Annotated in this window: 25 protein-coding genes and 2 other RNA genes; 19 read left to right on the forward strand and 8 right to left on the reverse strand. The window is 53.3% G+C overall.

Translation table 11 applies throughout. From position 1 onward, the window contains the following. The 6 genes from ACH2EM_RS05295 to ACH2EM_RS05320 all read left to right on the forward strand — a co-directional run. Positions 1-193: hypothetical protein (locus ACH2EM_RS05295; protein ID WP_395151092.1), on the forward strand; the 193-nt coding region annotated here is incomplete at its 5' end. A 136-nt stretch (positions 194-329) separates the two neighbouring features. Beyond that, positions 330-1,184, forward strand: coding sequence for a bifunctional methylenetetrahydrofolate dehydrogenase/methenyltetrahydrofolate cyclohydrolase FolD (gene folD, locus ACH2EM_RS05300; protein ID WP_395151093.1), 855 nt, complete (start codon positions 330-332; stop codon positions 1,182-1,184). A gap of 153 nt (positions 1,185-1,337) precedes the next feature. Next, positions 1,338-1,649, forward strand: coding sequence for a 50S ribosomal protein L21 (rplU, locus tag ACH2EM_RS05305; RefSeq protein WP_395151094.1), 312 nt, complete (start codon positions 1,338-1,340; stop codon positions 1,647-1,649). Between the two features lie 20 nt (positions 1,650-1,669). Continuing rightward, entirely contained in the window at positions 1,670-1,921 is a 252-nt protein-coding gene (gene rpmA, locus ACH2EM_RS05310; RefSeq protein WP_058966590.1) for a 50S ribosomal protein L27, read from the forward strand. Between the two features lie 97 nt (positions 1,922-2,018). Continuing rightward, positions 2,019-3,287 (forward strand): GTPase ObgE, encoded by a 1,269-nt coding sequence (obgE, locus tag ACH2EM_RS05315; RefSeq protein WP_395151114.1) that lies wholly within the window; start codon positions 2,019-2,021, stop codon positions 3,285-3,287. A gap of 23 nt (positions 3,288-3,310) precedes the next feature. Then, positions 3,311-3,745: a Mini-ribonuclease 3 gene (locus ACH2EM_RS05320; RefSeq protein ID WP_395151095.1), complete on the forward strand. Its 435-nt coding sequence runs from the start codon at positions 3,311-3,313 to the stop codon at positions 3,743-3,745. A gap of 116 nt (positions 3,746-3,861) precedes the next feature. Here ACH2EM_RS05320 and ACH2EM_RS05325 read toward each other — a convergent pair whose 3' ends face one another. Then, positions 3,862-4,044, reverse strand: coding sequence for a hypothetical protein (locus ACH2EM_RS05325; RefSeq protein WP_395151096.1), 183 nt, complete (start codon positions 4,042-4,044; stop codon positions 3,862-3,864). A gap of 132 nt (positions 4,045-4,176) precedes the next feature. Here ACH2EM_RS05325 and ACH2EM_RS05330 point away from each other — a divergent pair, with 132 nt between their 5' ends. The 3 genes from ACH2EM_RS05330 to ACH2EM_RS05340 all read left to right on the forward strand — a co-directional run bounded on the left by ACH2EM_RS05330 (position 4,177) and on the right by ACH2EM_RS05340 (position 6,991). Beyond that, a complete protein-coding gene (locus ACH2EM_RS05330; RefSeq protein WP_395151097.1) occupies positions 4,177-5,532 on the forward strand; it encodes an RsmB/NOP family class I SAM-dependent RNA methyltransferase in 1,356 nt (451 codons plus the stop codon). Positions 5,533-5,637: 105 nt separating this feature from the next. Next, on the forward strand, positions 5,638-6,375 hold the full coding sequence (locus ACH2EM_RS05335; RefSeq protein ID WP_395151098.1) for a YebC/PmpR family DNA-binding transcriptional regulator: 738 nt from the start codon (positions 5,638-5,640) through the stop codon (positions 6,373-6,375). 253 nt (positions 6,376-6,628) lie between these two features. Further along, complete coding sequence (locus ACH2EM_RS05340) at positions 6,629-6,991, forward strand: hypothetical protein (RefSeq protein ID WP_395151099.1); 363 nt, start codon at positions 6,629-6,631, stop codon at positions 6,989-6,991. A 105-nt stretch (positions 6,992-7,096) separates the two neighbouring features. Here the strand turns inward: ACH2EM_RS05340 and ACH2EM_RS05345 are convergent, their stop codons facing one another. Continuing rightward, positions 7,097-7,480, reverse strand: a complete 384-nt coding sequence (locus tag ACH2EM_RS05345) for a YkvA family protein (RefSeq protein ID WP_395151100.1) — start codon at positions 7,478-7,480, stop codon at positions 7,097-7,099. Between the two features lie 274 nt (positions 7,481-7,754). Between ACH2EM_RS05345 and ACH2EM_RS05350 the strand changes: the two genes are divergently transcribed. Beyond that, the gene (locus ACH2EM_RS05350) at positions 7,755-9,440 is read left to right on the forward strand and encodes a PASTA domain-containing protein (protein ID WP_395151101.1); all 1,686 of its coding nucleotides are present in this window, start codon (positions 7,755-7,757) and stop codon (positions 9,438-9,440) included. Between the two features lie 341 nt (positions 9,441-9,781). On the opposite strand, the gene rpsR is transcribed toward ACH2EM_RS05350, so the two are convergent. The 5 genes from rpsR to ACH2EM_RS05375 form a co-directional block, all read right to left on the reverse strand. Next, positions 9,782-10,036, reverse strand: coding sequence for a 30S ribosomal protein S18 (rpsR, locus tag ACH2EM_RS05355; RefSeq protein WP_187120513.1), 255 nt, complete (start codon positions 10,034-10,036; stop codon positions 9,782-9,784). 33 nt (positions 10,037-10,069) lie between these two features. After that, complete coding sequence (locus ACH2EM_RS05360; RefSeq protein ID WP_395151102.1) at positions 10,070-10,531, reverse strand: single-stranded DNA-binding protein; 462 nt, start codon at positions 10,529-10,531, stop codon at positions 10,070-10,072. A 13-nt stretch (positions 10,532-10,544) separates the two neighbouring features. Next, positions 10,545-10,829, reverse strand: coding sequence for a 30S ribosomal protein S6 (rpsF, locus tag ACH2EM_RS05365; protein WP_395151103.1), 285 nt, complete (start codon positions 10,827-10,829; stop codon positions 10,545-10,547). A gap of 166 nt (positions 10,830-10,995) precedes the next feature. Then, positions 10,996-11,877 carry a UTP--glucose-1-phosphate uridylyltransferase gene (locus ACH2EM_RS05370; RefSeq protein ID WP_395151104.1) on the reverse strand — a complete coding sequence of 294 codons (882 nt, stop codon included), beginning with the start codon at positions 11,875-11,877 and terminating at the stop codon, positions 10,996-10,998. A gap of 97 nt (positions 11,878-11,974) precedes the next feature. Further along, positions 11,975-12,973, reverse strand: coding sequence for an RING finger protein (locus ACH2EM_RS05375; protein ID WP_395151105.1), 999 nt, complete (start codon positions 12,971-12,973; stop codon positions 11,975-11,977). 191 nt (positions 12,974-13,164) lie between these two features. Here ACH2EM_RS05375 and prfB point away from each other — a divergent pair, with 191 nt between their 5' ends. The 3 genes from prfB to ACH2EM_RS05390 all read left to right on the forward strand — a co-directional run bounded on the left by prfB (position 13,165) and on the right by ACH2EM_RS05390 (position 15,564). Further along, positions 13,165-14,286: a peptide chain release factor 2 gene (gene prfB / locus ACH2EM_RS05380; RefSeq protein ID WP_395151106.1), complete on the forward strand. Its 1,122-nt coding sequence runs from the start codon at positions 13,165-13,167 to the stop codon at positions 14,284-14,286. Between the two features lie 337 nt (positions 14,287-14,623). Beyond that, positions 14,624-14,893: a metalloregulator ArsR/SmtB family transcription factor gene (locus ACH2EM_RS05385; protein ID WP_395151107.1), complete on the forward strand. Its 270-nt coding sequence runs from the start codon at positions 14,624-14,626 to the stop codon at positions 14,891-14,893. Next, complete coding sequence (locus tag ACH2EM_RS05390) at positions 14,890-15,564, forward strand: DUF1648 domain-containing protein (RefSeq protein ID WP_395151108.1); 675 nt, start codon at positions 14,890-14,892, stop codon at positions 15,562-15,564. The genes ACH2EM_RS05385 and ACH2EM_RS05390 overlap by 4 nt, the downstream gene beginning before the upstream one ends. A 178-nt stretch (positions 15,565-15,742) precedes the next feature. Here the strand turns inward: ACH2EM_RS05390 and ACH2EM_RS05395 are convergent, their stop codons facing one another. Further along, positions 15,743-17,011 carry an amidohydrolase family protein gene (locus ACH2EM_RS05395; protein WP_395151109.1) on the reverse strand — a complete coding sequence of 423 codons (1,269 nt, stop codon included), beginning with the start codon at positions 17,009-17,011 and terminating at the stop codon, positions 15,743-15,745. A gap of 460 nt (positions 17,012-17,471) precedes the next feature. On the opposite strand from ACH2EM_RS05395, the gene ffs reads away from it, so the two are divergent. The 6 genes from ffs to ssrA form a co-directional block, all read left to right on the forward strand. Next, positions 17,472-17,570: signal recognition particle sRNA small type (gene ffs / locus ACH2EM_RS05400), an RNA gene on the forward strand. Between the two features lie 84 nt (positions 17,571-17,654). Then, complete coding sequence (gene dnaX, locus ACH2EM_RS05405) at positions 17,655-19,421, forward strand: DNA polymerase III subunit gamma/tau (RefSeq protein ID WP_395151110.1); 1,767 nt, start codon at positions 17,655-17,657, stop codon at positions 19,419-19,421. Between the two features lie 16 nt (positions 19,422-19,437). Beyond that, complete coding sequence (locus tag ACH2EM_RS05410) at positions 19,438-19,776, forward strand: YbaB/EbfC family nucleoid-associated protein (protein WP_395151111.1); 339 nt, start codon at positions 19,438-19,440, stop codon at positions 19,774-19,776. Between the two features lie 13 nt (positions 19,777-19,789). Continuing rightward, positions 19,790-20,389: a recombination mediator RecR gene (recR, locus tag ACH2EM_RS05415; protein WP_395151112.1), complete on the forward strand. Its 600-nt coding sequence runs from the start codon at positions 19,790-19,792 to the stop codon at positions 20,387-20,389. Positions 20,390-20,599: 210 nt separating this feature from the next. Then, on the forward strand, positions 20,600-21,067 hold the full coding sequence (gene smpB / locus ACH2EM_RS05420) for an SsrA-binding protein SmpB (RefSeq protein ID WP_395151113.1): 468 nt from the start codon (positions 20,600-20,602) through the stop codon (positions 21,065-21,067). Positions 21,068-21,129: 62 nt separating this feature from the next. Further along, positions 21,130-21,335: a transfer-messenger RNA gene (gene ssrA, locus ACH2EM_RS05425) on the forward strand; the annotation flags it as partial.

The following is a 21,335-nucleotide window of genomic DNA, read 5'->3' on the forward strand; positions in this document are numbered from 1 at the left end:
CGATGGCGAAGCCTTTGTGGCCCAGCACCTGGAAATGGCTGCCGAAATGCTGGAAAGTGTGCGGCAGGAGAACAATCGCTTTGCGCAGCTGCCAAACCAGGAGGAGCATCCGACGGGCAAAAACTGCCAGCTTACTGCGGGATTGGATGCAGATTTGGATGCAGACCTGCGGGAAGAACTGGAAGAAGGGTAAGTTGCTTTTAAAAGGACGGGAGAAAGCCGGCAGTTTTTGACTGAGGTACAAAAATGCCCCGCTACGCAAGGCGCAGACCGGCGGGGCTGCTTTTTCGTTTCGGCTCATACCAAAACAATAAAGGAGAGAATGTTCCATGGCACAGATTATCAGCGGCAAGGAACTGGCCGCAGCCATCAAAGAGCAGGTAAAACAACAGGCCCAGGCCCTCACGCAGCAGGGTACCAAACCCTGCCTGGCAGTGGTGCTGGTAGGGGAGAATCCCGCCAGTGCCGTGTATGTGCGGGGTAAGGAAAAGGACTGCCAGGAGTGCGGTATGGAAAGCCGCATCATCCGACTGGCAGAACAAACCACCCAAAGCCAGCTGCTGGAAGTGCTGGCCCAGCTGGCACAGGATGATGCAGTGCACGGCATTCTGGTGCAGCTGCCGCTGCCAGCGCACATTGAGGAGCAGGCAGTCATCGAGGCGATTCCGCCCCACAAGGATGTGGATGGATTTACCCCTGTAAATGTGGGCCGTATGATGATTGGGCAGGAGTGCTTTTTGCCCTGCACGCCTGCGGGCTGCATCGAGATGCTGCGCAGCACCGGCATCGACCTTGCAGGAAAGCGGGCGGTGGTGCTGGGCCGCAGCAACATTGTGGGCAAGCCAGCGGCCATGCTGCTGGTGCAGAACCATGCCACTGTAACCATCTGCCATTCCCGTACCCAGAACCTGAAGGAAATCTGCGCCCAGGCGGATGTGCTCATTGCAGCTATTGGCAAGCCCCGGTTTGTAACAGAGGATATGATTAAGCCGGGTGCAGTGGTAATTGATGTGGGCATCAACCGGGACGAAACCGGTGCTTTGTGCGGCGATGTGGATTTTGAGGCAGCTGTCAAAAAGGCCGCAGCCATTACCCCGGTACCAGGGGGAGTGGGCCTTATGACCCGTGCCATGCTCATGGTAAACACCCTTGCTGCTGCCAAAAAGGCTGCTCAAAAGGCATAAATAGATAAAATGGCTTTGCAAAGCCAAAAAAGGCTTGCAATCTGCGGCGGGATATGGTATAGTGATAGGGCCGCATGGTTCGGGCATCCAAGAGGTGTGCAAGATTCACCCGCCCACTAGTCCAGCGAGACTTATTTAAGAGAGGCATATGCTATGTACGCAATCATCGTTACCGGTGGCAAGCAGTACCGGGTACAGGAAGGCGACGTTATCTTCGTAGAGAAGATGGACGCCGAGGAAGGCTCCAATGTTAACTTCAACTCCGTTCTGGCTGTTGGCGCCGAAGGCTCTGTAAAGGTTGGCACTCCCGTTGTTGAGGGCGCTACCGTTGAGGGCAAAGTCGTGAAGAACGGCAAGGGCAAAAAGCTGAACATCATCACTTATCGTCCCAAGAAGGGCAGCGCTCGCCGTATGGGCCATCGTCAGCCCTACACTAAGGTCGAAATCACTGCCATCAAGGGCTAATAACGGAGGTGTAAACTACTATGGCACACAAAAAAGGCGTAGGTTCTACTAAGAACGGTCGTGACTCTGAGTCCAAGCGTCTGGGCGTTAAGCGCGCCGACGGTCAGTTCGTTCTGGCTGGCAACATCCTGGTTCGTCAGCGTGGCACTCACATCCATCCCGGTGAGAATGTTGGCCGGGGCAGCGACGATACTCTGTTCGCTCTGGTGGATGGCCGCGTTAGCTTCGAGCGCGTTGGCCGTGACCGCAAGAAGGTCAGCGTAAAGCAGTAAGATCTGATAAAAAGCCAGGCCCATACCGGCCTGGCTTTTTGCGTGTGCGAGGCAGGCTGACAAGGGCAGCCCCTCAAAGGAGAAAGCAACTATGTCAATGTTTATAGATGTAGCAAAAATCACCATCAAGGCCGGCAAGGGCGGCGATGGTGCCGTAAGCTTCCATCGTGAAAAGTTTGTGGCAGCCGGTGGCCCCGATGGCGGCGACGGCGGCCGTGGCGGCAATGTGGTGTTTGTAGCCGACGACAATCTTTCCACCCTGATGGATTTCCGTTATAAGCGCAAGTACGCCGCACAGCCTGGCGAAAACGGCGGTGCTTCTCGCTGTACCGGCAAAAATGCGCCGGATCTGGTGATTAAAGTGCCCCGGGGCACCCTCATCAAGGACACAAAAACAGGCTTGCTGATGGCCGATATCTCTGGCGATGAGCCGGTGGTGGTGGCCAAGGGTGGCCGTGGTGGCTGGGGCAACAGCCATTTTGCAACCCCCACCCGCCAGATTCCCAAATTTGCAAAGCCCGGTTTGCCTGGTCAGGAGTACGAAATCAGCCTGGAGCTGAAATTGATTGCAGATGTGGGCTTGATTGGTTTCCCCAATGTGGGCAAGTCCACCCTTATCAGCGTTATCAGTGCGGCCAAGCCCAAAATTGCAAACTACCACTTTACAACTCTTAGCCCGGTGCTGGGTGTGGTAAAGGTTGGCCCGGAGCAGAGCTTTGTGGCTGCGGATATTCCCGGTTTGATTGAGGGCGCCAGCGAGGGCATTGGCCTGGGCCACGACTTTTTGCGTCATGTGGAACGCTGCCGTCTGCTGCTTCATGTGGTGGATGTTTCCGGCTGCGAAGGCCGTGACCCCGTGGAGGATTTTGAAAAAATCAACAGTGAGCTGAAGAATTTCAGTCCCGAATTGGCTGGCCGCCCCCAAATTGTGCTGGGCAACAAGTGCGATATCGCCACGCCGGAACAGATTGAAACCTTCCGCAGCTATATCCAGGAGCAGGGTTTGGTGTTCCTGCCTATCTCGGCAGCCACCAACCAGGGCCTGAAAAACCTGCCCGGCATGGTGTGGGAGCGGCTTCAGGAGCTGCCTCCCATCCAGCGGTTTGAGCCGGACTTTGTGCCCCAGGCTGTGCCGGCGAACGATCGCAGCTATACCATCGAAAAAACCGCAGACCACGAGTTTATCATCGAGGCACCCTGGCTGGAGCGTATTCTGGCTGGCAGCGATGTGGACGACTACGAAAGCCTGCAATACTTCCAGCGGCAGCTGGATGAGAGCGGCATCCTCCGTGATCTGGTGGCCCAGGGCGTTGAGGAGGATGACACCATCAAGATCGGCGAATACGAGTTCGATTATATCTTCTAAAGCAAAGGGGAGAAAACAACCGTATGTTGTTTGAAGCCAATCCGGAAATTGATATTCGGGAGCAATCGCCCCTGAACCTGGCCTTTGTGGGTGACGGTGTGTTTGAGCTGCTGGTTCGCCAGCGTCTGGTGGAACGCACCCGGCTGGCTCCCGGTAAGCTGCACGCAGCTTGCGTAAAATATGTATCGGCCAAAGGCCAGAATAAGGCGCTGGCGGTACTGGAAGGGGAACTGACCGAGGCAGAACAGGCAGTGTTGCGTCGGGGCAAGAATGCAAGCAAGGCATCCGTGGCAAAACACGCCACACCCCAGGAATACAGAGCTTCCACCGGGTTTGAAGCATTGTTTGGCTGGTTGTTCCTCACCGGGCAAAACCAGCGCATTCAGGAATTGTTCGATCTTTTGTGGGAACGATACGACCCCCTGGCAGAAGCTGCACCCCCTCAGCAGCAGACTTAAATTGCACGCAAAAAAGGCTGAGACCGTAGCCAGGCCCTTGCAGGGGCCCCTGTGGTCTCAGCCTTTTCCCGCTGTTCAATGTTCAGCGGAGGCTAGTCAAATAGCGCAAGGTTTTTTTAGCCCTTGGCGTTTCTGGTTTTGCAGGCGCGGGTGCTCTCGGTGGCGTTTTCGGTACTGGAGGTAGCCTTGTTGCGGGCTGCGTTGGTGCTCTGGTTCTTGGTGGCGTTCTTGGTAGAAGACTTGGTGCTGTTCTTGATGCTGCGGCTGGTGCAATTCTGCTGGTTGTTCTGGCGTTCCATAAACATGGTTCTCCTTTCAGATTCACAAAACATACAGGCATCTCACCCAAGGTATCACAACAGGTGGGCTGCCTTCGCTAGATAGTTTATCCCGGTGTTAGCCGGTTATGCAAAGGCGGTGTAGCATTCCCAATGAATTATTTTGAAGAACGAGAGCGGGCCCTGCTGGGCCAGCGATTTGATGCATATTATCAGGCCCCCCAAATCCAGGCTGCCCGGGGCGTAACGGTGAACGGGCTGCGGTGTACACCCCAGCAGTTTGCTCAGCTGGATACCCAGCTGGAACTGGAACCGTCTCCCTTTTGTTCCCAGGCTTTTGTTGTGCGCCAGCAGGAATTTAAGCCGGGGCGCCATCCCTACCACCATGGGGGAGCCTTTTATTCCCAGGAACCTTCTGCCAGTGCTCCGGCAGCACTTTTGCAGGTGGAACCTGGCATGAAGGTGCTGGATTTGTGTGCAGCTCCAGGCGGCAAAAGCAGCCAGCTGGCGGCGGCCCTTCAGGGGAAAGGCCTGCTGGTAAGCAACGAGTATATGCCTGCCCGGGCGGAGATTCTGCGTTCCAATCTGGAGCGGATGGGTGTGGCCAATGCACTGATTTTGAACGGAGATACCAAGGCCATTGGTGCTGCACTGCCCGGATTTTTTGACCGGGTTCTGGTGGATGCCCCCTGTTCTGGCGAAGGAATGTTCCGCAAGGAGCCCCAGGCAGTGACCCAGCACAATGAGGGCCTTGTGGAGCAGTGTGCCCAGCTGGGCAGAGAAATTTTGGAGCAGGCTGCCCAGTTGCTGGCTCCCGGTGGTTTGCTGATGTACTCCACCTGCACCTTTGCGCCCCAGGAGGACGAGGGCCAGGTAGGGGCCTTTTTGGCCCGCCATCCGGAGTTTTCGCTGGTGAGTCTGCCCCAAGAGCTGGGCAGCCCCGGAGAGGAGAATCGCTGCATGGGCAATCCATTCCCTGTGGAAAAAGTGCGGCGCATCTGGCCTTTCCAGGGAGGGGAAGGGCACTTTATGGCTCTGCTGCAAAAACAGCCGGATGCACCGGGCAAAACCAGCTACAAAGAAGAAAAGCCTACCAAACCCTGTAAAGAGTGGCAGAGCTTTGCTGGGGAGTATTTCCCTCAACTGGCCCAGCTGCCTGTGATCAAGGCAGGGGAACAGTGGCTGCTGATGCCCCAGGGCTTGCCCCAGCTGCCTGCAAAGCTGCGGGTAATGCGGGCGGGCGTAGCCTTAGGCACTGCCCAGAAAAACCGCTTTGTACCGGCACATCACCTGTTTATGGCCTTTGGCAATCAGTGTGTTAATCAGGAAAATCTTACCCTCAGCGACCCCCGTACCGCAGCCTGGCTGCGGGGAGAGGAGATACCCGCTCAAACCGCTCAAAAGGGCTGGTGCAGCGTGCTGGTAGATGGGTTCCCTCTGGGAGCAGGTAAGGTAAGCGGCGGCGTTATTAAAAACCATTACCCCAAAGCATTGCGTAATTTGAAATAAGCCAGATGCAGGCCACACTTGCCCCAAACGGGGAATTGTGATAAAATTAGTAGGTCAGTGCAAAGCGTTGAGGACTCTACTCAACTGAAATAGGAGGAAGTTTCCATGTCTGGACATAGCAAATGGAACAACATCAAACGCAAGAAGGAAAAAACCGACGGCCAAAAGGCCAAGCTGTTTACCAAGGTAGGCCGTGAGATTGGTGTAGCTGTTCGTATGGGCGGTGCCGATCCTGCCAGCAACGGCAAGCTGCGTGATTTGATTGCCAAGGCAAAGAGCCTGAATGTACCCAACGATAACATTCAGCGCATCATCAAGCGGGCTGAAGGTGGCGAGAAGGAAAACTACGAAGCCATCACCTACGAAGGCTATGGCCCCTGCGGCATTGCCATGATGGTGGAAACCCTCACCGATAACCGCAACCGTACCGCTGCCAACCTGCGCCACTACTTCGATAAGTTTGGCGGCAACCTGGGCAACATGGGTTGTGTAGGCTTTTTGTTCACCCAGAAGGGCATCATTGTGCTGGACGGCGAAGGCCTGGAAGAAGAAAAGGTCATGGAGGACTGCTTTGATGCAGGTGCCGAAGACTTTGACATGGGCGATGAAGTGGTACAGGTGACCACCAGCCCGGAGGATTTCTCTGCTGTGCGTCAGGCTTTGGAAGATAAGGGCTACACCTTTATTTCCGCCGAGGTGGAAATGGTACCCTCCACTACCTCTGCCATCACCGATGAGGACAACCAGAAGCTGATGACCCGCCTGCTGGATGCCCTGGAAGACGATGACGATGTGCAGAATGTATGGCACAACCTGGAAAATGAGGAAGACCTGGATCGCTGATTGATTTACGGTTTCCTTTTGAATCTGCTCCAAAAAGCAGTGGCCCCATCCTTTGGGAGAAGGGCCACTGCTTTTTGTTTGTTCAGCCTTTGGGAATTGCTCAAAATCTGTATGTTCCAAAAGCACAAGAGAAATCAAAAAGAATCGTTTGAAAAATTGTCCGGTTTCTTTCAATTCTGCATTGTTTCTTACACCGCAGAGCAGTTTTGATATAATTGCAATAGTTAGATAAGACTAACATTGGAGGAACGCAATGGAACTGCTCAATCACTGTTTGGAACTGATTTGTTTGCTGCTGCTAGTGCTGTGCATGGCGGCACCCCTGACCAAAAAGCCAGTATGTCAGCGGTACCCGCTCGTTAGAGCGGTGCTGAGCCTGCACGGAGTTTACGGCTGCCTTTTGATAGCACTGGGGCTTTGGCACGGCATTTTATCCGGAAAGGCACCTGCCATGATAACGGGGAAGCTCGCCTGGCTGGTGCTGGTGCTTTGCATTCTGATGGCAGCTGTGCAGAAAAAGTGGTTTCGCAAGTCTCTAAAAACCAGTCATTTTCCAGCAAGTATTCTGGTTTGCACACTGCTTGCAGTGCATATCCTTCACGGATTGCTCACCTGAATCGTTCCAGGGGAATAATTTCCATAATTTTTAAATAAAAACCATCTGTGCCCAACCAGCGAATGCAGGGGGGACAGATGGTTTTTTGCTTGATAGGAGTCTTCTTTAGTGTGCCCACAAGCGGCTGGCTGCCCAAATCAGCACCAGCGCCCACAGCAGCACCACCGGAAGGGCAAAATACCACTGCTTGGGCCAGCCTTCGGCCCAAAGCCCCTGTGCGCTTTGGCGGCACCGTTCCCACACAGGGGCGGGAATCAGGCGCACAGTTAGCAGAATCAGGCAGGGAAGCAGCAGTACATCGTCCAGATAACCCAGAACAGGAATGAAGTCAGGAATCAAATCCAGGGGAGAGAGGGCATAGCACAGGGTTATTCCGGCCAATACTTTGGCCAGTATAGGAGTTTGCAAATCACTAAGTGCCAAAAACAGGGCAGGAATATCGGTTTTTAGCTGCTTGGCACGCTGCTTCAGATTAATAAAATCCCACATCCTTTTGCAAAGTCTGGCAGCCAACAGTCAGTTGATTGAACAAAGCTGCCTGGCACTATTATAGCTGGGTACAATGAATCAGGTCAAGTGAAAGGATACCAGGGCTGGAAATTGATTTTTAGGCCCTGCTGTGCTATAATACCAGCGATTATGTCTGTGTAAAAGAGCTTGCTTTCACAAAAACGACGGTGTTTTTGGTTTCAAGCATAGACCTTATTTTATTGAGGAATGCAGGCATACGAAGTAAAGTTTTATTAAGGAGGGCAAGACCCCCATGGCAAAAACCATTTTGTGCCCCCACTGTTTGTCCCGTGCAGAGGAGGGCAAGGCCAGCTGTCCTTTCTGCGAACGGTCGCTGCAAAATATCAATCCGCCCGGAACGCTGCCTTTTGCCTCGCTGCTGGCAGACCGCTACACCATTGGCAAGCATATTGCCACCGATGGAGAGGGCGTTCTGTACGAAGCAGTGGAAAACAATGGCGGCATTCGGGTTATGGTAAAGGAGTATTTTCCTGTTACGCTCAGTGCAGGGCGAGATGAGGAGGGCTGCATCCTGCCCAAAGAGGGCAAGGAGGTTTTGTTCAAAACCACTCGCATGGATTTTGCAGATCTTTACCGCAGCATTCAGCGCATTACACCCGCCACAGGGCTTGCAGCGGTTCTGGATGTGCTGGAGCAAAACGATACCGTTTATGCGGTGCAGGAGCGGGTACAAGGCATTACGCTGGCCCGGTACCTGGCCCAACATCCGCAAAATATGAATCCGGCCCAGGCTCGTAGCCTGTTGCAGCCCATTATGGAGGGTGTGGCGGCAATGCATAAAGCCGGGCTGGTACACCGGGGTATCTGCCCGGAAAATATCCTGCTGAACGGCAGCGGAGCAGCTCGGCTTTGTGGCTACGGAACCTTGGGCCTGCGCACTGCCGGCAGTGACCTGAAAAGCCAATTATACGATGGATTTTCGGCACCGGAACAGTATTCCGCAGCCGAGTTTGAAGGACGATACACCGATGTATATGGTCTGGCGGCGGTGTTTTATCGGCTGCTCACCGGCCAGACGCCGGTGCCTGCACCACAGCGCAAGGTGACAGACAGCCTGCAACCGGCCCGCAAGGTGGAATCGGAGGTACCAGGGTATATGTCTGCGGTGCTTACTGCGGCCATGCGGATGGATCCTGCCAGCCGCATTCAGAATGTACCAGAGCTGATGGGTGCCCTCACCAGCCAGCGGGCGGCAGATACCATTACCCAGCCAGAGCGTGAGCATCCATCCAGAGAGCATATCAGCACCCGCACTCTGTTTGCTGGTTCTTTGTTTGTGATTGCGGTGCTGTTCTTGCTGTTGATGTGGGCAGTCCTGCGGGACCATCCTGCCCAGTCCTCCAATCCTTCCACCTCCTCCAGTGCGGTGCAGGCTACCCAAGAGCCGCAGCAGCAGGTAATTCCCGATGTGGTGGGGATGACCTATAAGCAGTTGCAGGAAAATGAGGAATATACAAGCAAATACCGCTTTATGATTGCGGAGGAACAATACAGTTCGGAATATGCAGCTGGCGTAATAATGGCTCAAACCCCGGAAGCTGGAACCAGCACAGAGGACAGGCGTCCTCTTATTAATTTGACCATCAGCAAGGGGCCTGATTTGGTGGAACTGCCCAATGTGATAGGCTTTGTACAGGATGCAGCGCAGCGGGAGCTGGAGAAGAATCACATTAAGGCCAGTTTTGTGATGATTGATAACAACGGCGAGTATGCAAGCGGTTGTGTGGCTTATACCGACCCCATGCCCGGCACAGTAATTGATGCAGAGGACCTGACCGTAACGGTGTATATCGCTAAGGAGCGGGATATTCCTCGTGTGCCGGACCTCACGCCCACAGCCAGCCCGGAGCCTAGTCCCAGCTCGGAACCGTCTGCCGGTTCTCCGGAGGATACAACAAGCCATACGCCTGCACCATAAAACAAAAAACAAGAAGCAGGATAGCTGCCGTTATCCCTAACAGTCGAGGGGGAGGCAGCAATCGTCTAAGACACACCACTGGTCTAACCCTGCAACAACAAAAGACAGGCTTACAAACCAAAACCTGTGTACTGCCCACCTGCAAAAGAGGAAGGGGAGGGTACACAGGTTTTTGTTTTGGTCAATTCAAGAAAAAGGGGATGGGGCACAGACATCAACAAATTTCAGATAGAAAATCTGGGTGGCCTCAAAATACAAAAAAAGAACGAGCACCTTCAAGCCATCCAATTCAGGGCAACAAAAAATCCCCTCTGCCGAAAGGCAAAGGGGAAAGCAAGCGATTAGTCGCTTACGTAGGGCATCAGAGCAACATGACGAGCACGCTTGATAGCGACGGTCAGCTCACGCTGATGGAAAGCGCAGGTGCCGGTCACACGGCGGGGAATGATCTTAGCCCGCTCGCTCACGTACTTGCGCAGACGAGCAACATCCTTGTAGTCGATGTGCTCAACACGATCTACGCAAAAGCTGCAAACCTTCTTACGGCCGCGGCGCATGGGGCGCTGAGGACGGCCTTCGGTTCTCTCAAAAGCCATAGCTAGTTACCTCCTGTTAGAGTCGATTCTGAATTAGAAAGGAAGATCCTCGCCATCGTCGATGACAGCAAAATCATCGTTGCTGCCAACGGCATAGGAAGGGGCTACCGGCATGGGAGCCTCACGAGTATATTCCTGTTGGGCAGTAGAGTAAGCACCGCCATTGCCGCCGCCACTCTTGCTGCTGGCAAAATGAACATTGTTTGCAACAATTTCAAATGCCTTGCGGTTGTTGCCGTTCTTATCCTGATAGGAGCGAGTCTGAATGCTGCCATCAACAGCAATCATAGAGCCCTTCTGGAAATACTTGCAAACAAACTCAGCAGAAGAACGCCAGGCAACAATATCAATAAAGTCGGCCTGACGCTGCTCGCCCTGACGGGCAAAGCTGCGGTCCACTGCAATGGTGAAGGTGGTTACGCTAACACCCTGGGGGGTGTGGCGCAGTTCGGGGTCGGCAACAAGGCGACCCATGAGAGCTACAACATTCAGCATTAAAAATGCCTCCTTATTCAGCCTCAGCCACGATCATCGTACGCATAACGCCATCGGTGATCTTGTAAACACGATCCAGCTCAGCGGGGAAGGTGGGCTCACTGGTGAACTTAATCACAGTGTAGATGCCTTCTTCCTCGTCGTTGATGGGATAAGCCAGACGGCGTTTGCCCCAATCGTCAACAGAATCGATGGTACCATTGGCCTCGATCAGGCTCTTAAACTTGCCAACCAGAGCGGTGGTAGCTTCCTCATCGAGAGCAGCGCTGGTAACCAGCATGGTCTCATACTTTGCCATTTTCTGTGCACCTCCTTTTGGACTTTTGGCCCCTTGCGGGGCAAGGATAGCTGCCCTGCATAAGGCAGCAACTTATTATATCGAATTTTTGCAGGGCTTGTCAATGGAAAAGTTCCATAAAAATTAAAAAATGCCCAGGGGTATACCTGAGCATAAGAACCAAAAATTACAGAGTAGCAGCCAGTTCTTTCAGATAATGGCGGAACTCCTCGCCAATTTCCTTGTGTTTAAGGGCGGTTTCCACCTGGGCCTGCATAATGCCCAGCTTGTTGCCCATGTCGTAGCGCTTGCCGGTGTAGTCCACACCCACCATGCCGTCCCGCCGGGCAATTTCCAGCATGGCGTCGGTCAGCTGAATCTCGCCGCCTGCGCCGGGCTTGGTGTGGGCCAGAATCTCATAAATTTCGCTGGTGAGCAGGGCACGGCCCAAAATGCTGAACAGGCTCAGTTCGGCACCGGGAGCGGGCTTTTCCACCATGTCGGTTACATTGTAATGGTTATCCGCCAGATGCTCCACCTTCAGGGAGGAGTATTTGCTGATGTCGGCGGCAGGCACTTCCTTAATGCCCAAAGCGCACTTGCCGTGTGCCTCGTAGGCACGAATCAGCTGGGCAGCGGCAGGGTCCTCGCCCAAAATTACATCATCACCATACATTACCACAAAGGGATCATCGGCGGTAAAAGCTTTGGCCATCATTACAGCGTGACCCAGGCCAAGGGTCTCCTTCTGGCGAACAAAGTAAATGTTGGCCAAACCGGCAATGCCCAGGCATTCCTCCAGCAGTTTCTCTTTGCCGGGCTTGGACAGGGCAGTCTCCAACTCGGGATTGCGGTCGAAGTGATCCTCAATGATGCCTTTGTTGCGGCCCAGAATAATCAAAATCTCCTCGATGCCGGCATTTACAGCCTCCTCCACAATGTACTGGATGGCAGGCTTATCCACAATGGGCAGCATCTCCTTAGGCATTGCCTTGGTAGCGGGCAGCACACGGGTGCCCAGACCGGCGGCGGGAATAATCGCTTTGCGCACTTTTTTAACAGTGGACATACACAATACTTCCTTTCGTTTTACACAAATTACATCTACAAAAACAATCTATCCTCCATGCAGGTAAACGGCCTGCAGGATTCCACCTTAAAATGGGTTACAGCAGGGTACCCATGGTGTGCCAAACGGCCACGGTACTTGCCAAACCCAGCAACAGAAGGGAGGCTACCAGGCTGATAGCCAGCGCCAGACGGCTTGTGCCGCCAGCCTTTGCAAGAGCTGCAGAGGGGTCCTGCTCTGCGGGGGTCTGGGCCAAAATGGCCCGAATGCGCTTAACGCCAGCTTTGCGGTACAAATCCAAGGCCAGCATACCCTGCACAAACATCAAACCGATGTTCAGCAGGCTGCATCCATAAGACAAAGCGTCAATCAAAGTGGCGTTCAGCCCGGCGGCCCAGGGATTTTGGGTGGCCACCATTACTTGCAGGATTACCGGAATGCGCAGCAGGCTTTCAACCACCCAAAATGCCAGGGCTGGGCCCCACAGCTTGCGATAAAAGAAATAGAACGGGCCAAAGAAGAAAGCCGAAAAACAAGCGGTAAAACGGCGTCCGGTGGCTTGCATCCCCTTGAAGTTCACCAAAAAATAGGGGGCGTTTTGCCCCAGGAAGGCAGCCCAGTGGCGTGCAGGGATACCCTCCAGCTCCTCATCCGGCTGCACCTGGAGCGCAGGGGGAATCATGCTGCTGCGCATCTGCGCAAAGGGATTTTGAGAATTGTCTTCTTCCATGGGGCGGTAATTGGCTGCCCCAAACTCACGGTCGGGCTGCTGCGGCGCCCTTCCGCTGAGGGGACTGCCGCAGTTTTCGCAAAACAGGCCGGTGGCAGGGTTTGGAGTGCCGCAGACGGGGCAGGCAATTTGCGGGTCGCTAAAACGGCCTGCTTCCGGGTGGCCAGCCTGTGCATTTTGGGCGGCGGTGGGGTCTGGCTTCCACTCAAAGCCGGAGCCGTGCTTGTCTGCAAAAACACAGCTGCCGTGCTTTTGGTAGCAGTCCCGATGATAGGGAGCACCGCATTCGGGGCAAACAACAATATCATCCCCCGGCACAAAGGGCTGCTGGCAAACAGGGCATTTGGAACCAAGATAATCTGGCATAAAAGAACCTCCCGTATCGGAGCAAAAATCATAATTGTTTCCATTGTACTGCAAACAGGGGCAAAATGCAAAACAATTTGTGTTTTCAAGGGCTTTGTAGGCAAAAAGTATTGCGTTTAGGCACTTTTTTGGTTATACTGATACACGATATTCTTATATAGATTTTAAAACACGAAAGAGGTTTTATCGATATGATCACCATTGACGAGTTGAAGCAGCAGCTGGGCACCCACCAGAAAGCCATTGCGGAACTGGGCGATGCGCTGGCCATTGAAGCCAGCGAAAAGCGTGTAGCCGAGCTGGAGCACAAGATGACCATGCCCGGTTTTTACGATGATACCGAGGGCAGCCAAAAGGTGTTTGCCGAGATGAGCGCCCTCAAGGGCAAGCTGGACCGCTACACCAAGCTGCAAACCCTGCTGGAAGACGCCGAAACCATGGTGCTGCTGTGCGAAGAAGAAAATGACCCGGATTTGATTCCTGAGGCAGAGACTGCTACCAATGCAGTGGCACAGGCTGTGGACGAACTTCAGCTGATGACCCTGCTGAACGGCGAGTACGATAAGAACAACGCTATTATTACCTTCCATGCCGGTACCGGCGGCACCGAGGCACAAGACTGGGCCGATATGCTGTTCCGTATGTACAACCGGTGGGGCAATGCCCATGGCTACAAGGTTTCTACCCTGGACTATCAGGATGGCGACGAAGCCGGCCTGAAAAGCGCATCCATTCTGGTGGAAGGCCCCAATGCTTATGGTATGCTCAAGAGCGAGCACGGCGTGCACCGCCTGGTGCGTGTTTCCCCCTTCGACAGCCAGAGCCGCCGTCAAACCAGCTTTGCCTCTCTGGAAGTTATGCCCGAAATGGACGACAGCATCCAGGTGGACATCCGCCCCGAAGATGTGGAAATGCAGGTGTTCCGTGCATCCGGTGCCGGTGGTCAGCACATCAACAAAACTTCCTCTGCTGTGCGTTTGATTCACAAGCCCACCGGCATTGTAGTAAGCTGCCAGACCGAGCGAAGCCAGTTCCAGAACCGTGAAACGGCCATGAAGATGCTGGCCTCCAAGCTGTACCAGATTAAAGAGCAGGAACATCTGGATAAAATCAGTGACATCAAGGGCGTACAGAAGGAAATCGCCTGGGGTCACCAGATTCGTAGCTATGTATTCATGCCCTACACCCTGGTAAAGGACCACCGCACCGGCTTTGAAAGCGGCAATGTGCAGGCTGTGATGGATGGCGATTTGGACGGCTTCATCAATGCTTACCTGAAGGCTTCCAGCCGCGGCGAGCTGCAGGCAATCTAAAAGTTTTGCCAGCAAGCCCATACACCAGTTTTTCTTGCTGCAAAGGCCAAAGAGCCTGGCGGATTGAACCAAAATAGAACAAACCACCTCGTCTTTTGTATTGGTACAAAGGCGGGGTGGTTTTTGTTTACTGTTTTTTAAAAATATCAATGCCCTTTTAGCCGCACCCTGCCTAAGGCTAAAACCCAGTAGGATGGAAGCGAGCGATATTCTTGGGAGAGAAAGAGAAATTGCACTGCACCTAATTCAAAAAAATTTTAACTAGGTGTTGACTTCTTCAAAGGCAAGAAGTACAATCTAGTTAAAGAAAATTTGAAATAGATGGAGGTGAATGCCCTTGGCTTTGCAGAAAATTTTAGCAGCTCTCGCCGATGAAACCCGGCGGAAGATTCTTTTGAAATTGAAAGAGGGGAAAATCAGTTCAGGGGATTTGGCCCAGGCACTGGGCATGACCCCTCAGGCGCTGTCTTACCATCTTGCTAAGCTCAAGAAAGCGGACTTAATCTATGAAAGCCGGTATAAAAACTTTATTTTTTACGAGCTCAATCTATCCGTGCTGGACGAGGCTATTGTTTGGATGAGCAGCCTAAAAGGAGGATCGTTATGAAAGGATACAAAACGCTCTTATATGTTCTCATGGTGTTGCCCGTGGCTGCAACACTTGCAGTCCTGCAATTTTTGCCAGACCAAATACCCGCTCACTACGAGTTCAATGGGCAGGTAGACCGATGGGGCAGCAAGTATGAGACATTGATTGTTCCGGCTATGACCCTGGTGTTCGGGCTCATTATGATTTTGTGTGCCAGATATGCATCAAAGCAGGAAAAGGATGGCAGAAACAACGAGAAAATCTGCATCCTCACCGGTGTTTTTTCACTGGCAGTGTTTAATGTCATGACGGCATATTTTTTGTATACTTCCTATTACATGGTGGAAAATCTTGCGGATGTTAAGGTGGATTTGAGCCAGCTGGTTTTTGTGCTGATGGGTGTGTTAATGGTTGTGGTGGGCAATGTAATGCCCAAACTGCGCAAAAACTCCCTGATAGGGCTCAGAACTCCCTGGAGTATGGCAAATGAAGCTACATGGAAAAAGAGTCAGCGATTTGGGCGCATTGCTTTTGTAGTTACGGGGATTTTGCTGATTTTGGCGTGTCTTTTTACCAAAGGCATCGGTTGCTTTGTGGCTTTTGTGGTGATTATGGTGCCGTCCGTGTGCATTCAGACCTATTATACCTATAAGGCGGCTCAATCCCAGCAGAGCGGTAACCAGAAATAAATCCACAGCAAATTCCCGGCGGGCCGGGTACAGGGTCTCCAGGAGTTTGCCTTTGCGCAGCGATAAAAAAGAACGGCGTTTCGGCCCATAGACCGAAACGCCGTTCTTTTTATTTAGTCGGATTGCTTCTTGTGCAGCTGGCACCATTGCATAGACAGAAGGTTCAGTTTAAATCTGCTCAAAACAACCGTTCACCCTGCACATATTTGGCGGTGGGCAGTCCGTCGGAGAGATAGACCACACGCTCCAGCCGTTCGGCCAGGGTGCAGGTTCGGGTGGTGGGCAGCTGGCTATCGTCCATCACAATGGCGTCGAAGGCATAGCCAGGCTCAAAGCTGCCAACCTTGCCCCACAGCTGGCCGCCGCCCTTGGTGGCCATGTAAAGGGCTTCCGGCATGGTGAGAGCAGGCAGCTGCTGGTCCACCAACCGCCAGCGCAGCTTGGAGCACTGAATGGCATCGGTCATGGCACGGAACAGGGAAAGATGCGCCCCGCCAGCCACATCACTGCCCAAACCTACCCGCTGGCCATCCAGCAGGTATTTTTTAACGGGTGCAATGCCGGAGGAGATGTTCATGTTAGACTGGGGGCAGTGTGCAATAAACACGCCATTTTCCTTCATCAAAGCCTGCTCCTCGGGGCCGCTCCATACGCAGTGGGCCATTACAGTGGGGCAGCTGCCGCCAAACAATCCAAACTGGTTGTAGGCTTCACCGTAAAATTCGGTGCCGGGGCAAAGCTCCTTGACCCATTCAATTTCCGGTAAATTTTCCGACAGATGAGACTGGAAGGGCAGCTGGAATTCCTGTTGCAGTTTACTCAAACCGGCCATCAGCTCATCGGTGCAGGTGGGGGTAAACCGAGGGGTCAGCATGGGTTTGGACCGGCTAAGATGGCGGCATTCCTCCAGCCAGCGGCGGGTCTCATGCAGGGATTCCTGGGTGGTTTCCCGCAGATAGTCCGGGCTGTTCCGGTCCATGTTTACCTTGCCCACAAAGCAGTGCAGGCCAGTCTGCTCCAGCAGCTCCATCAACAGCAGGGTAGCAGGCCGATGAAGGGTGCCAAAGATACAGGCACGGGTAGTAGCGCTCTCCTTCAGTTGCTGGGCAAACAGGGTATAGGCGGACTTGGCGTAGTCCAGGTTATTAAACCGGCACTCCTCGGGGAAAGCATTGGCCTCCAGCCAGTCCAGCAGTTCCAGGTCCATACCAAGACCACGATAAGCAAACTGAGCAGCATGGAGATGCAGGTCCACAAGGCCGGGCAGAATCAGCTTTTGGCCAAAATCCTCCACAGGAATATCCTTATAAGCGTCGGGCAGCTGAGGGTATACACCTGCTACCAGGCCGTTCTCACACACCAGGTAACTCTCAGGGCAAACGCACAGCGCACCGGGGGTGGGGGTGTAAAAGATATTGCCTTTGATGGCAAAACGGGAATGATTCATGAAAAACTCCTTTGTTATAAGCCCAAACAGCAAGAGGGGATTCGGTCACAGCCCCTTTTTGCATCTCTGAAAAAGGGATGCAGCAAAAGGCCAGAGCTTATTTTAACCAAAAACCCAGCAGGATGCAAGAAGTTTTTTGCGGGATTTTATGGAGGGGCCTCGAGGCAACTGGGGATGGCTGTAATCTAGCAAAAAGCAGTACCAAACCTCCAATTCTGTGGGTTTGCCGCAAAGCGGATATTTGAGGGGGAAGCCAAGCAGGACTGACTCCGCATTTCTCTGTGCATTTCAATAGGGATTGACGATATGCCATGTCCTGTCTGCTTTTTTATTAAGATGTACTGCATCGCTACAAAATAGCAAACAACAATTTCAAGAAATATCTTGCAATTTGTTTGCGTATGGGGTATAATAATGCTCGTTCGGACAGAGCCACTCAGATGCGCTGTTCGGCATACGGATGCGGGTCCTGTGCGATGGGGCCCCATGAACCATGTCAGGCGGGGAACCGAGCAGCATTAAGTGGTCTGCCCTGTGCGCCGCAGATTGCCTGCATCCGTATGCCAAGCAGCGCAAGGCGAAGAATGCTTCGCTGGAAAGGGGCCTGTCCGTTTTTTGTACACAGCAAAGGAGGTGGCAGGCCGTGTACCGGGCTTTGTATCGGAAGTGGCGTCCACAACGATTTGAAGATGTGGTAGGCCAGCAGTCCATTGTGGCTGCGCTGCAAAACCAAATTTCTGCCCAGAGGGTCGGCCATGCCTACCTGTTTACCGGAACGCGGGGTACCGGTAAAACCACCTGCGCCAAAATTTTTGCCAAGGCGGTAAACTGCCCCAGTAAAGTGGGTGCAGATCCTTGCTGTGTCTGCCAAATCTGCAAGGGCATTGATGATGGTTCTATCCTGGATGTGGTGGAAATTGACGCAGCCTCCAACAATGGTGTGGATAATATCCGTGACCTGCGGGACGAAACAGCCTATACGCCCAGTGCCTGTGCTTATAAGGTGTATATCATTGACGAGGTGCATATGCTCTCCATTGCAGCCTTTAATGCGCTGCTCAAAATTATGGAGGAGCCTCCCAGTCATGTGATTTTTATTCTGGCAACCACCGAAATCCATAAGGTTCCTGCCACCATTCTGTCCCGTTGCCAAAGGTACGATTTTGGGCGTATCAAGCCGGAGGATATTGCAGGCCGAATCCAGTATATTGCCCAGCAGGAAAATCTGGAACTTACTGCCGAGGCCGCAGCGCTGATTGCTCGGCTGGCGGATGGCGCCCTGCGTGATGCGCTATCCATTCTGGATACCTGCGCCGGTATTGGCGGCACCATCGACGAAGAACTGGTGCGCCGTATGGCCGGCGTAACCGACCGGCATTATCTGTTTGACATCAGCGACGCAATCAGTGCAAAAAATGCCACTGCCGCTTTGGAGCAGGTGGCTGCGCTGCGCCAGCAGTCGGTGGATATGAAACGGCTATGCGAGGAATTAATCGCCCATTACCGTAACCTCATGTTGGCTGCATTGCCGGGCGGCAAAACACTCCTAAGCGGCGTATCACCGCAAGAGGAGGAACGCTATCTGCAAACTGCGCAGCTTTGCCCTCAAGGTCAAAGTGTGCGGGCCATTCGTCTGTTGGGCAGTGCGCTGGAGAAGATGAGCCGGGGCACGGATCAGCGCATCGAGCTGGAACTGGCACTGTTCGCTTTAACAGAACAGCCCATCCAACAGGCTCCCACGGCGGTGCCGGTGCAGTCTGCGCCAGCGGTTGCGCCGTTCAGTGCCGCTCCCGCACCCTTTGCAGTTCAGGCCGTCCCTCAGCCGGTGGTACAGCCGCAGCAGAATTCCCAGCTGCATACGCAGCCGCTTTCTCAGGATTTACCTCCATGGGAAGTAGAGCAGTCTGAACAGGCTTCGATACAGCAAACGGTACCTGCTCAAACCGAGGAGCAGCCCACATTGCACCAGTCCCAGGAGCCTTTGCCTTGGGATACGCAGGAACTCCCCCCCAAGGAGGTACCTGAGCCTGCCCAGCCAGTCAAAAAGGCTGTTACACAGGCGGCTCCTGCCGTTTATGGAGAAACAATTCCCTTCGAGCCTTGGCCCCAGGTGCTGGAAGAACTGGAAAAGCAGGATAAGATGCTTATTGCCTACCTGCGCCGCTCCCGTGCCTTTTTTGATGGCAGACGGGTGCTGATTGATGGGGGAAATACCTTCCGGGATTTCATTCGTGTGAACAAAGATTCTCAGGCGCTGCTCAAGCAAATCATCGAGCAGATTACCGGCCAGCGGTATGGCATTGGCCCCTATGTGGGACAAGCCGCATCGGCAAGTCCTGTTCGCACGCTTGAAGATACATTGCGAGAACTCTCGGCCCAAGGGGTCGATGTAGTCTACAACGACAAGTAAAAGGAGAGAATAAACCATGAAAGCAAGACTGCCCAAGGGTTTTGGTAAGCCCGATGTAAACGCTCTGATGCGTCAGGCTCAGAAGATGCAGGAAGAGATGAAAGCCAAGCAGGAAGAACTGGAAAACACCGAGTACCAGGCCAGCGCAGGCGGCGGCATGGTAAAAATCACCATGACCGGCAAGCACGAAATTACCTCCATCAAGATTGATCCCCAGATTGTGGACAAGGACGACATCGAGATGCTGGAAGACATGGTGGCCGCCGCTGTAAACGAAGCTGTTCGCGTGGTGGACGAAGACTCCGACAACGCCATGAAGGAGCTTACCGGCAACGCTAACTTCCCCGGCCTGTAAGGGAGTGTAGACCATGGGTTATAACGCTGCGCCGCTGGAGCGGCTGGTGGAACAGTTTTCCAAGTTTCCCGGCATTGGCCGCAAGGGTGCCACCCGGATGGCTTACCAGGTGCTCAGTATGCCTGCTGCCGAAGCATTGGAGCTTTCCAAAGCCATCGAGGAGGCCCATACCAAGCTTCACCGCTGCAAGGTATGCCAGGATTACACCGAAAATCAAATGTGCAAGGTGTGTTCTTCGCCTAAGCGGGACCACTCGGTGATTTGTGTGGTGGAAAGCCCACGGGATATTACTGCTTTTGAGCGAACCAGAGAATACAATGGAGTTTATCATGTGCTCCATGGCTTGATTTCCCCCATGGATGGTATTGGAGCAGACCAGCTGTGTGTTAAAGAATTGCTGGCCCGCCTGCACGATGGCCAGGTGAAGGAAGTCATTATGGCGACTAACCCCACGGTGGAAGGGGAAGCAACTGCCATGTATCTGGCAAAGCTTATTAAGCCCCTGGGGATTAAAACCACCCGGCTTGCCTATGGTTTGCCAGTGGGCTCCAGTCTGGAATATGCCGACGAAACCACCCTGTTCAAGGCCCTCAGTGGCCGTGGTGAGCTGTAAAAAACCATTAGGGTAAGGCAATCATCAAAATAAAAAATTCCTCTGTTTTGAGGCAGAGCGGCATTGCCGCAGCCTGCAAGACAGGGGAATTGTTTTATTCAAAAAATTCCTGTTTTTACCAAAAAAGAATAGCCTTTCCCCTTGACAAATCCATCGTGTTAGCCTATACTTAATCAACAGGAACAATGTATGCGCAAAGAAGGTGAAACAATGGCCGAACAAGTGAAAACAAAGCAGATTGCAGCAAACCGGCAAGCCCGGCACGAATATTTTGTGCTGGAAACGCTGGAAACCGGCATCGAGCTGGTGGGCACCGAGGTCAAAAGTTTGCGCATGGGTCAGGTGAATCTCAAGGACTCCTGGGTAGATGTGGAAGATGGCCAGCTGATTGTGTACGGTATGCACATCAGCCCTTACGAAAAAGGCAATATCTTTAACAGAGACCCCCTGCGGCCAAGGCGGCTGCTGGCACACAAAAACGAGATTCGCAAGCTGGGCCAGGAGCTCAAACTCCAAGGCTACACCCTGATTCCGTTGTCCCTTTATTTTAAGCACGGCCGGGTTAAATTGGAACTGGGCCTGTGCAAAGGCAAAAAGTTGTACGACAAACGGGCTACCGCAGCAGAGCGTTCTGCCAAGCGGGATATCGACCGGGCACTGAAATCCCAGGGCCGATAAGACCGAGGTGTTCAAAACAGTATGCCAAATCCCGGCAAAAAGCCGATGTTACATTGCCATATGGGGATGTAAAGGTTTCGACGGGGAGAGGAAAGCAAGAGCAGCGGGTAGTGGATGGGGGCCACACTTTAAACGCCTCCAAAAAAATAGCTAACAACAATAAATTAGCTGTCGCTGCCTAATTATAGGCGGCTGTCCTGCCTGTCTTAGTACCGAACAGGGCCAGGGCATCGATTAGGTACTGAACGTGAGCAGCCTTAAGCTTTGC

Origin of the sequence: uncultured Allofournierella sp., assembly GCA_944382705.1 — a bacterium.
In the GTDB taxonomy this organism is placed as follows: domain Bacteria; phylum Bacillota; class Clostridia; order Oscillospirales; family Ruminococcaceae; genus Allofournierella.

Coding starts and splice junctions, on each gene's coding strand:
- folD (WP_395151093.1), top strand. CDS start 330: ATGGCACAGATTATCAGCGGCAAGGAACTGGCCGCAGCCATCAAAGAG.
- rplU (WP_395151094.1), top strand. CDS start 1,338: ATGTACGCAATCATCGTTACCGGTGGCAAGCAGTACCGGGTACAGGAA.
- rpmA (WP_058966590.1), top strand. CDS start 1,670: ATGGCACACAAAAAAGGCGTAGGTTCTACTAAGAACGGTCGTGACTCT.
- obgE (WP_395151114.1), top strand. CDS start 2,019: ATGTTTATAGATGTAGCAAAAATCACCATCAAGGCCGGCAAGGGCGGC.
- ACH2EM_RS05320 (WP_395151095.1), top strand. CDS start 3,311: ATGTTGTTTGAAGCCAATCCGGAAATTGATATTCGGGAGCAATCGCCC.
- ACH2EM_RS05325 (WP_395151096.1), bottom strand. CDS start 4,044: ATGGAACGCCAGAACAACCAGCAGAATTGCACCAGCCGCAGCATCAAG.
- ACH2EM_RS05330 (WP_395151097.1), top strand. CDS start 4,177: ATGAATTATTTTGAAGAACGAGAGCGGGCCCTGCTGGGCCAGCGATTT.
- ACH2EM_RS05335 (WP_395151098.1), top strand. CDS start 5,638: ATGTCTGGACATAGCAAATGGAACAACATCAAACGCAAGAAGGAAAAA.
- ACH2EM_RS05340 (WP_395151099.1), top strand. CDS start 6,629: ATGGAACTGCTCAATCACTGTTTGGAACTGATTTGTTTGCTGCTGCTA.
- ACH2EM_RS05345 (WP_395151100.1), bottom strand. CDS start 7,480: ATGTGGGATTTTATTAATCTGAAGCAGCGTGCCAAGCAGCTAAAAACC.
- ACH2EM_RS05350 (WP_395151101.1), top strand. CDS start 7,755: ATGGCAAAAACCATTTTGTGCCCCCACTGTTTGTCCCGTGCAGAGGAG.
- rpsR (WP_187120513.1), bottom strand. CDS start 10,036: ATGGCTTTTGAGAGAACCGAAGGCCGTCCTCAGCGCCCCATGCGCCGC.
- ACH2EM_RS05360 (WP_395151102.1), bottom strand. CDS start 10,531: ATGCTGAATGTTGTAGCTCTCATGGGTCGCCTTGTTGCCGACCCCGAA.
- rpsF (WP_395151103.1), bottom strand. CDS start 10,829: ATGGCAAAGTATGAGACCATGCTGGTTACCAGCGCTGCTCTCGATGAG.
- ACH2EM_RS05370 (WP_395151104.1), bottom strand. CDS start 11,877: ATGTCCACTGTTAAAAAAGTGCGCAAAGCGATTATTCCCGCCGCCGGT.
- ACH2EM_RS05375 (WP_395151105.1), bottom strand. CDS start 12,973: ATGCCAGATTATCTTGGTTCCAAATGCCCTGTTTGCCAGCAGCCCTTT.
- prfB (WP_395151106.1), top strand. CDS start 13,165: ATGATCACCATTGACGAGTTGAAGCAGCAGCTGGGCACCCACCAGAAA.
- ACH2EM_RS05390 (WP_395151108.1), top strand. CDS start 14,890: ATGAAAGGATACAAAACGCTCTTATATGTTCTCATGGTGTTGCCCGTG.
- ACH2EM_RS05395 (WP_395151109.1), bottom strand. CDS start 17,011: ATGAATCATTCCCGTTTTGCCATCAAAGGCAATATCTTTTACACCCCC.
- ACH2EM_RS05410 (WP_395151111.1), top strand. CDS start 19,438: ATGAAAGCAAGACTGCCCAAGGGTTTTGGTAAGCCCGATGTAAACGCT.
- recR (WP_395151112.1), top strand. CDS start 19,790: ATGGGTTATAACGCTGCGCCGCTGGAGCGGCTGGTGGAACAGTTTTCC.
- smpB (WP_395151113.1), top strand. CDS start 20,600: ATGGCCGAACAAGTGAAAACAAAGCAGATTGCAGCAAACCGGCAAGCC.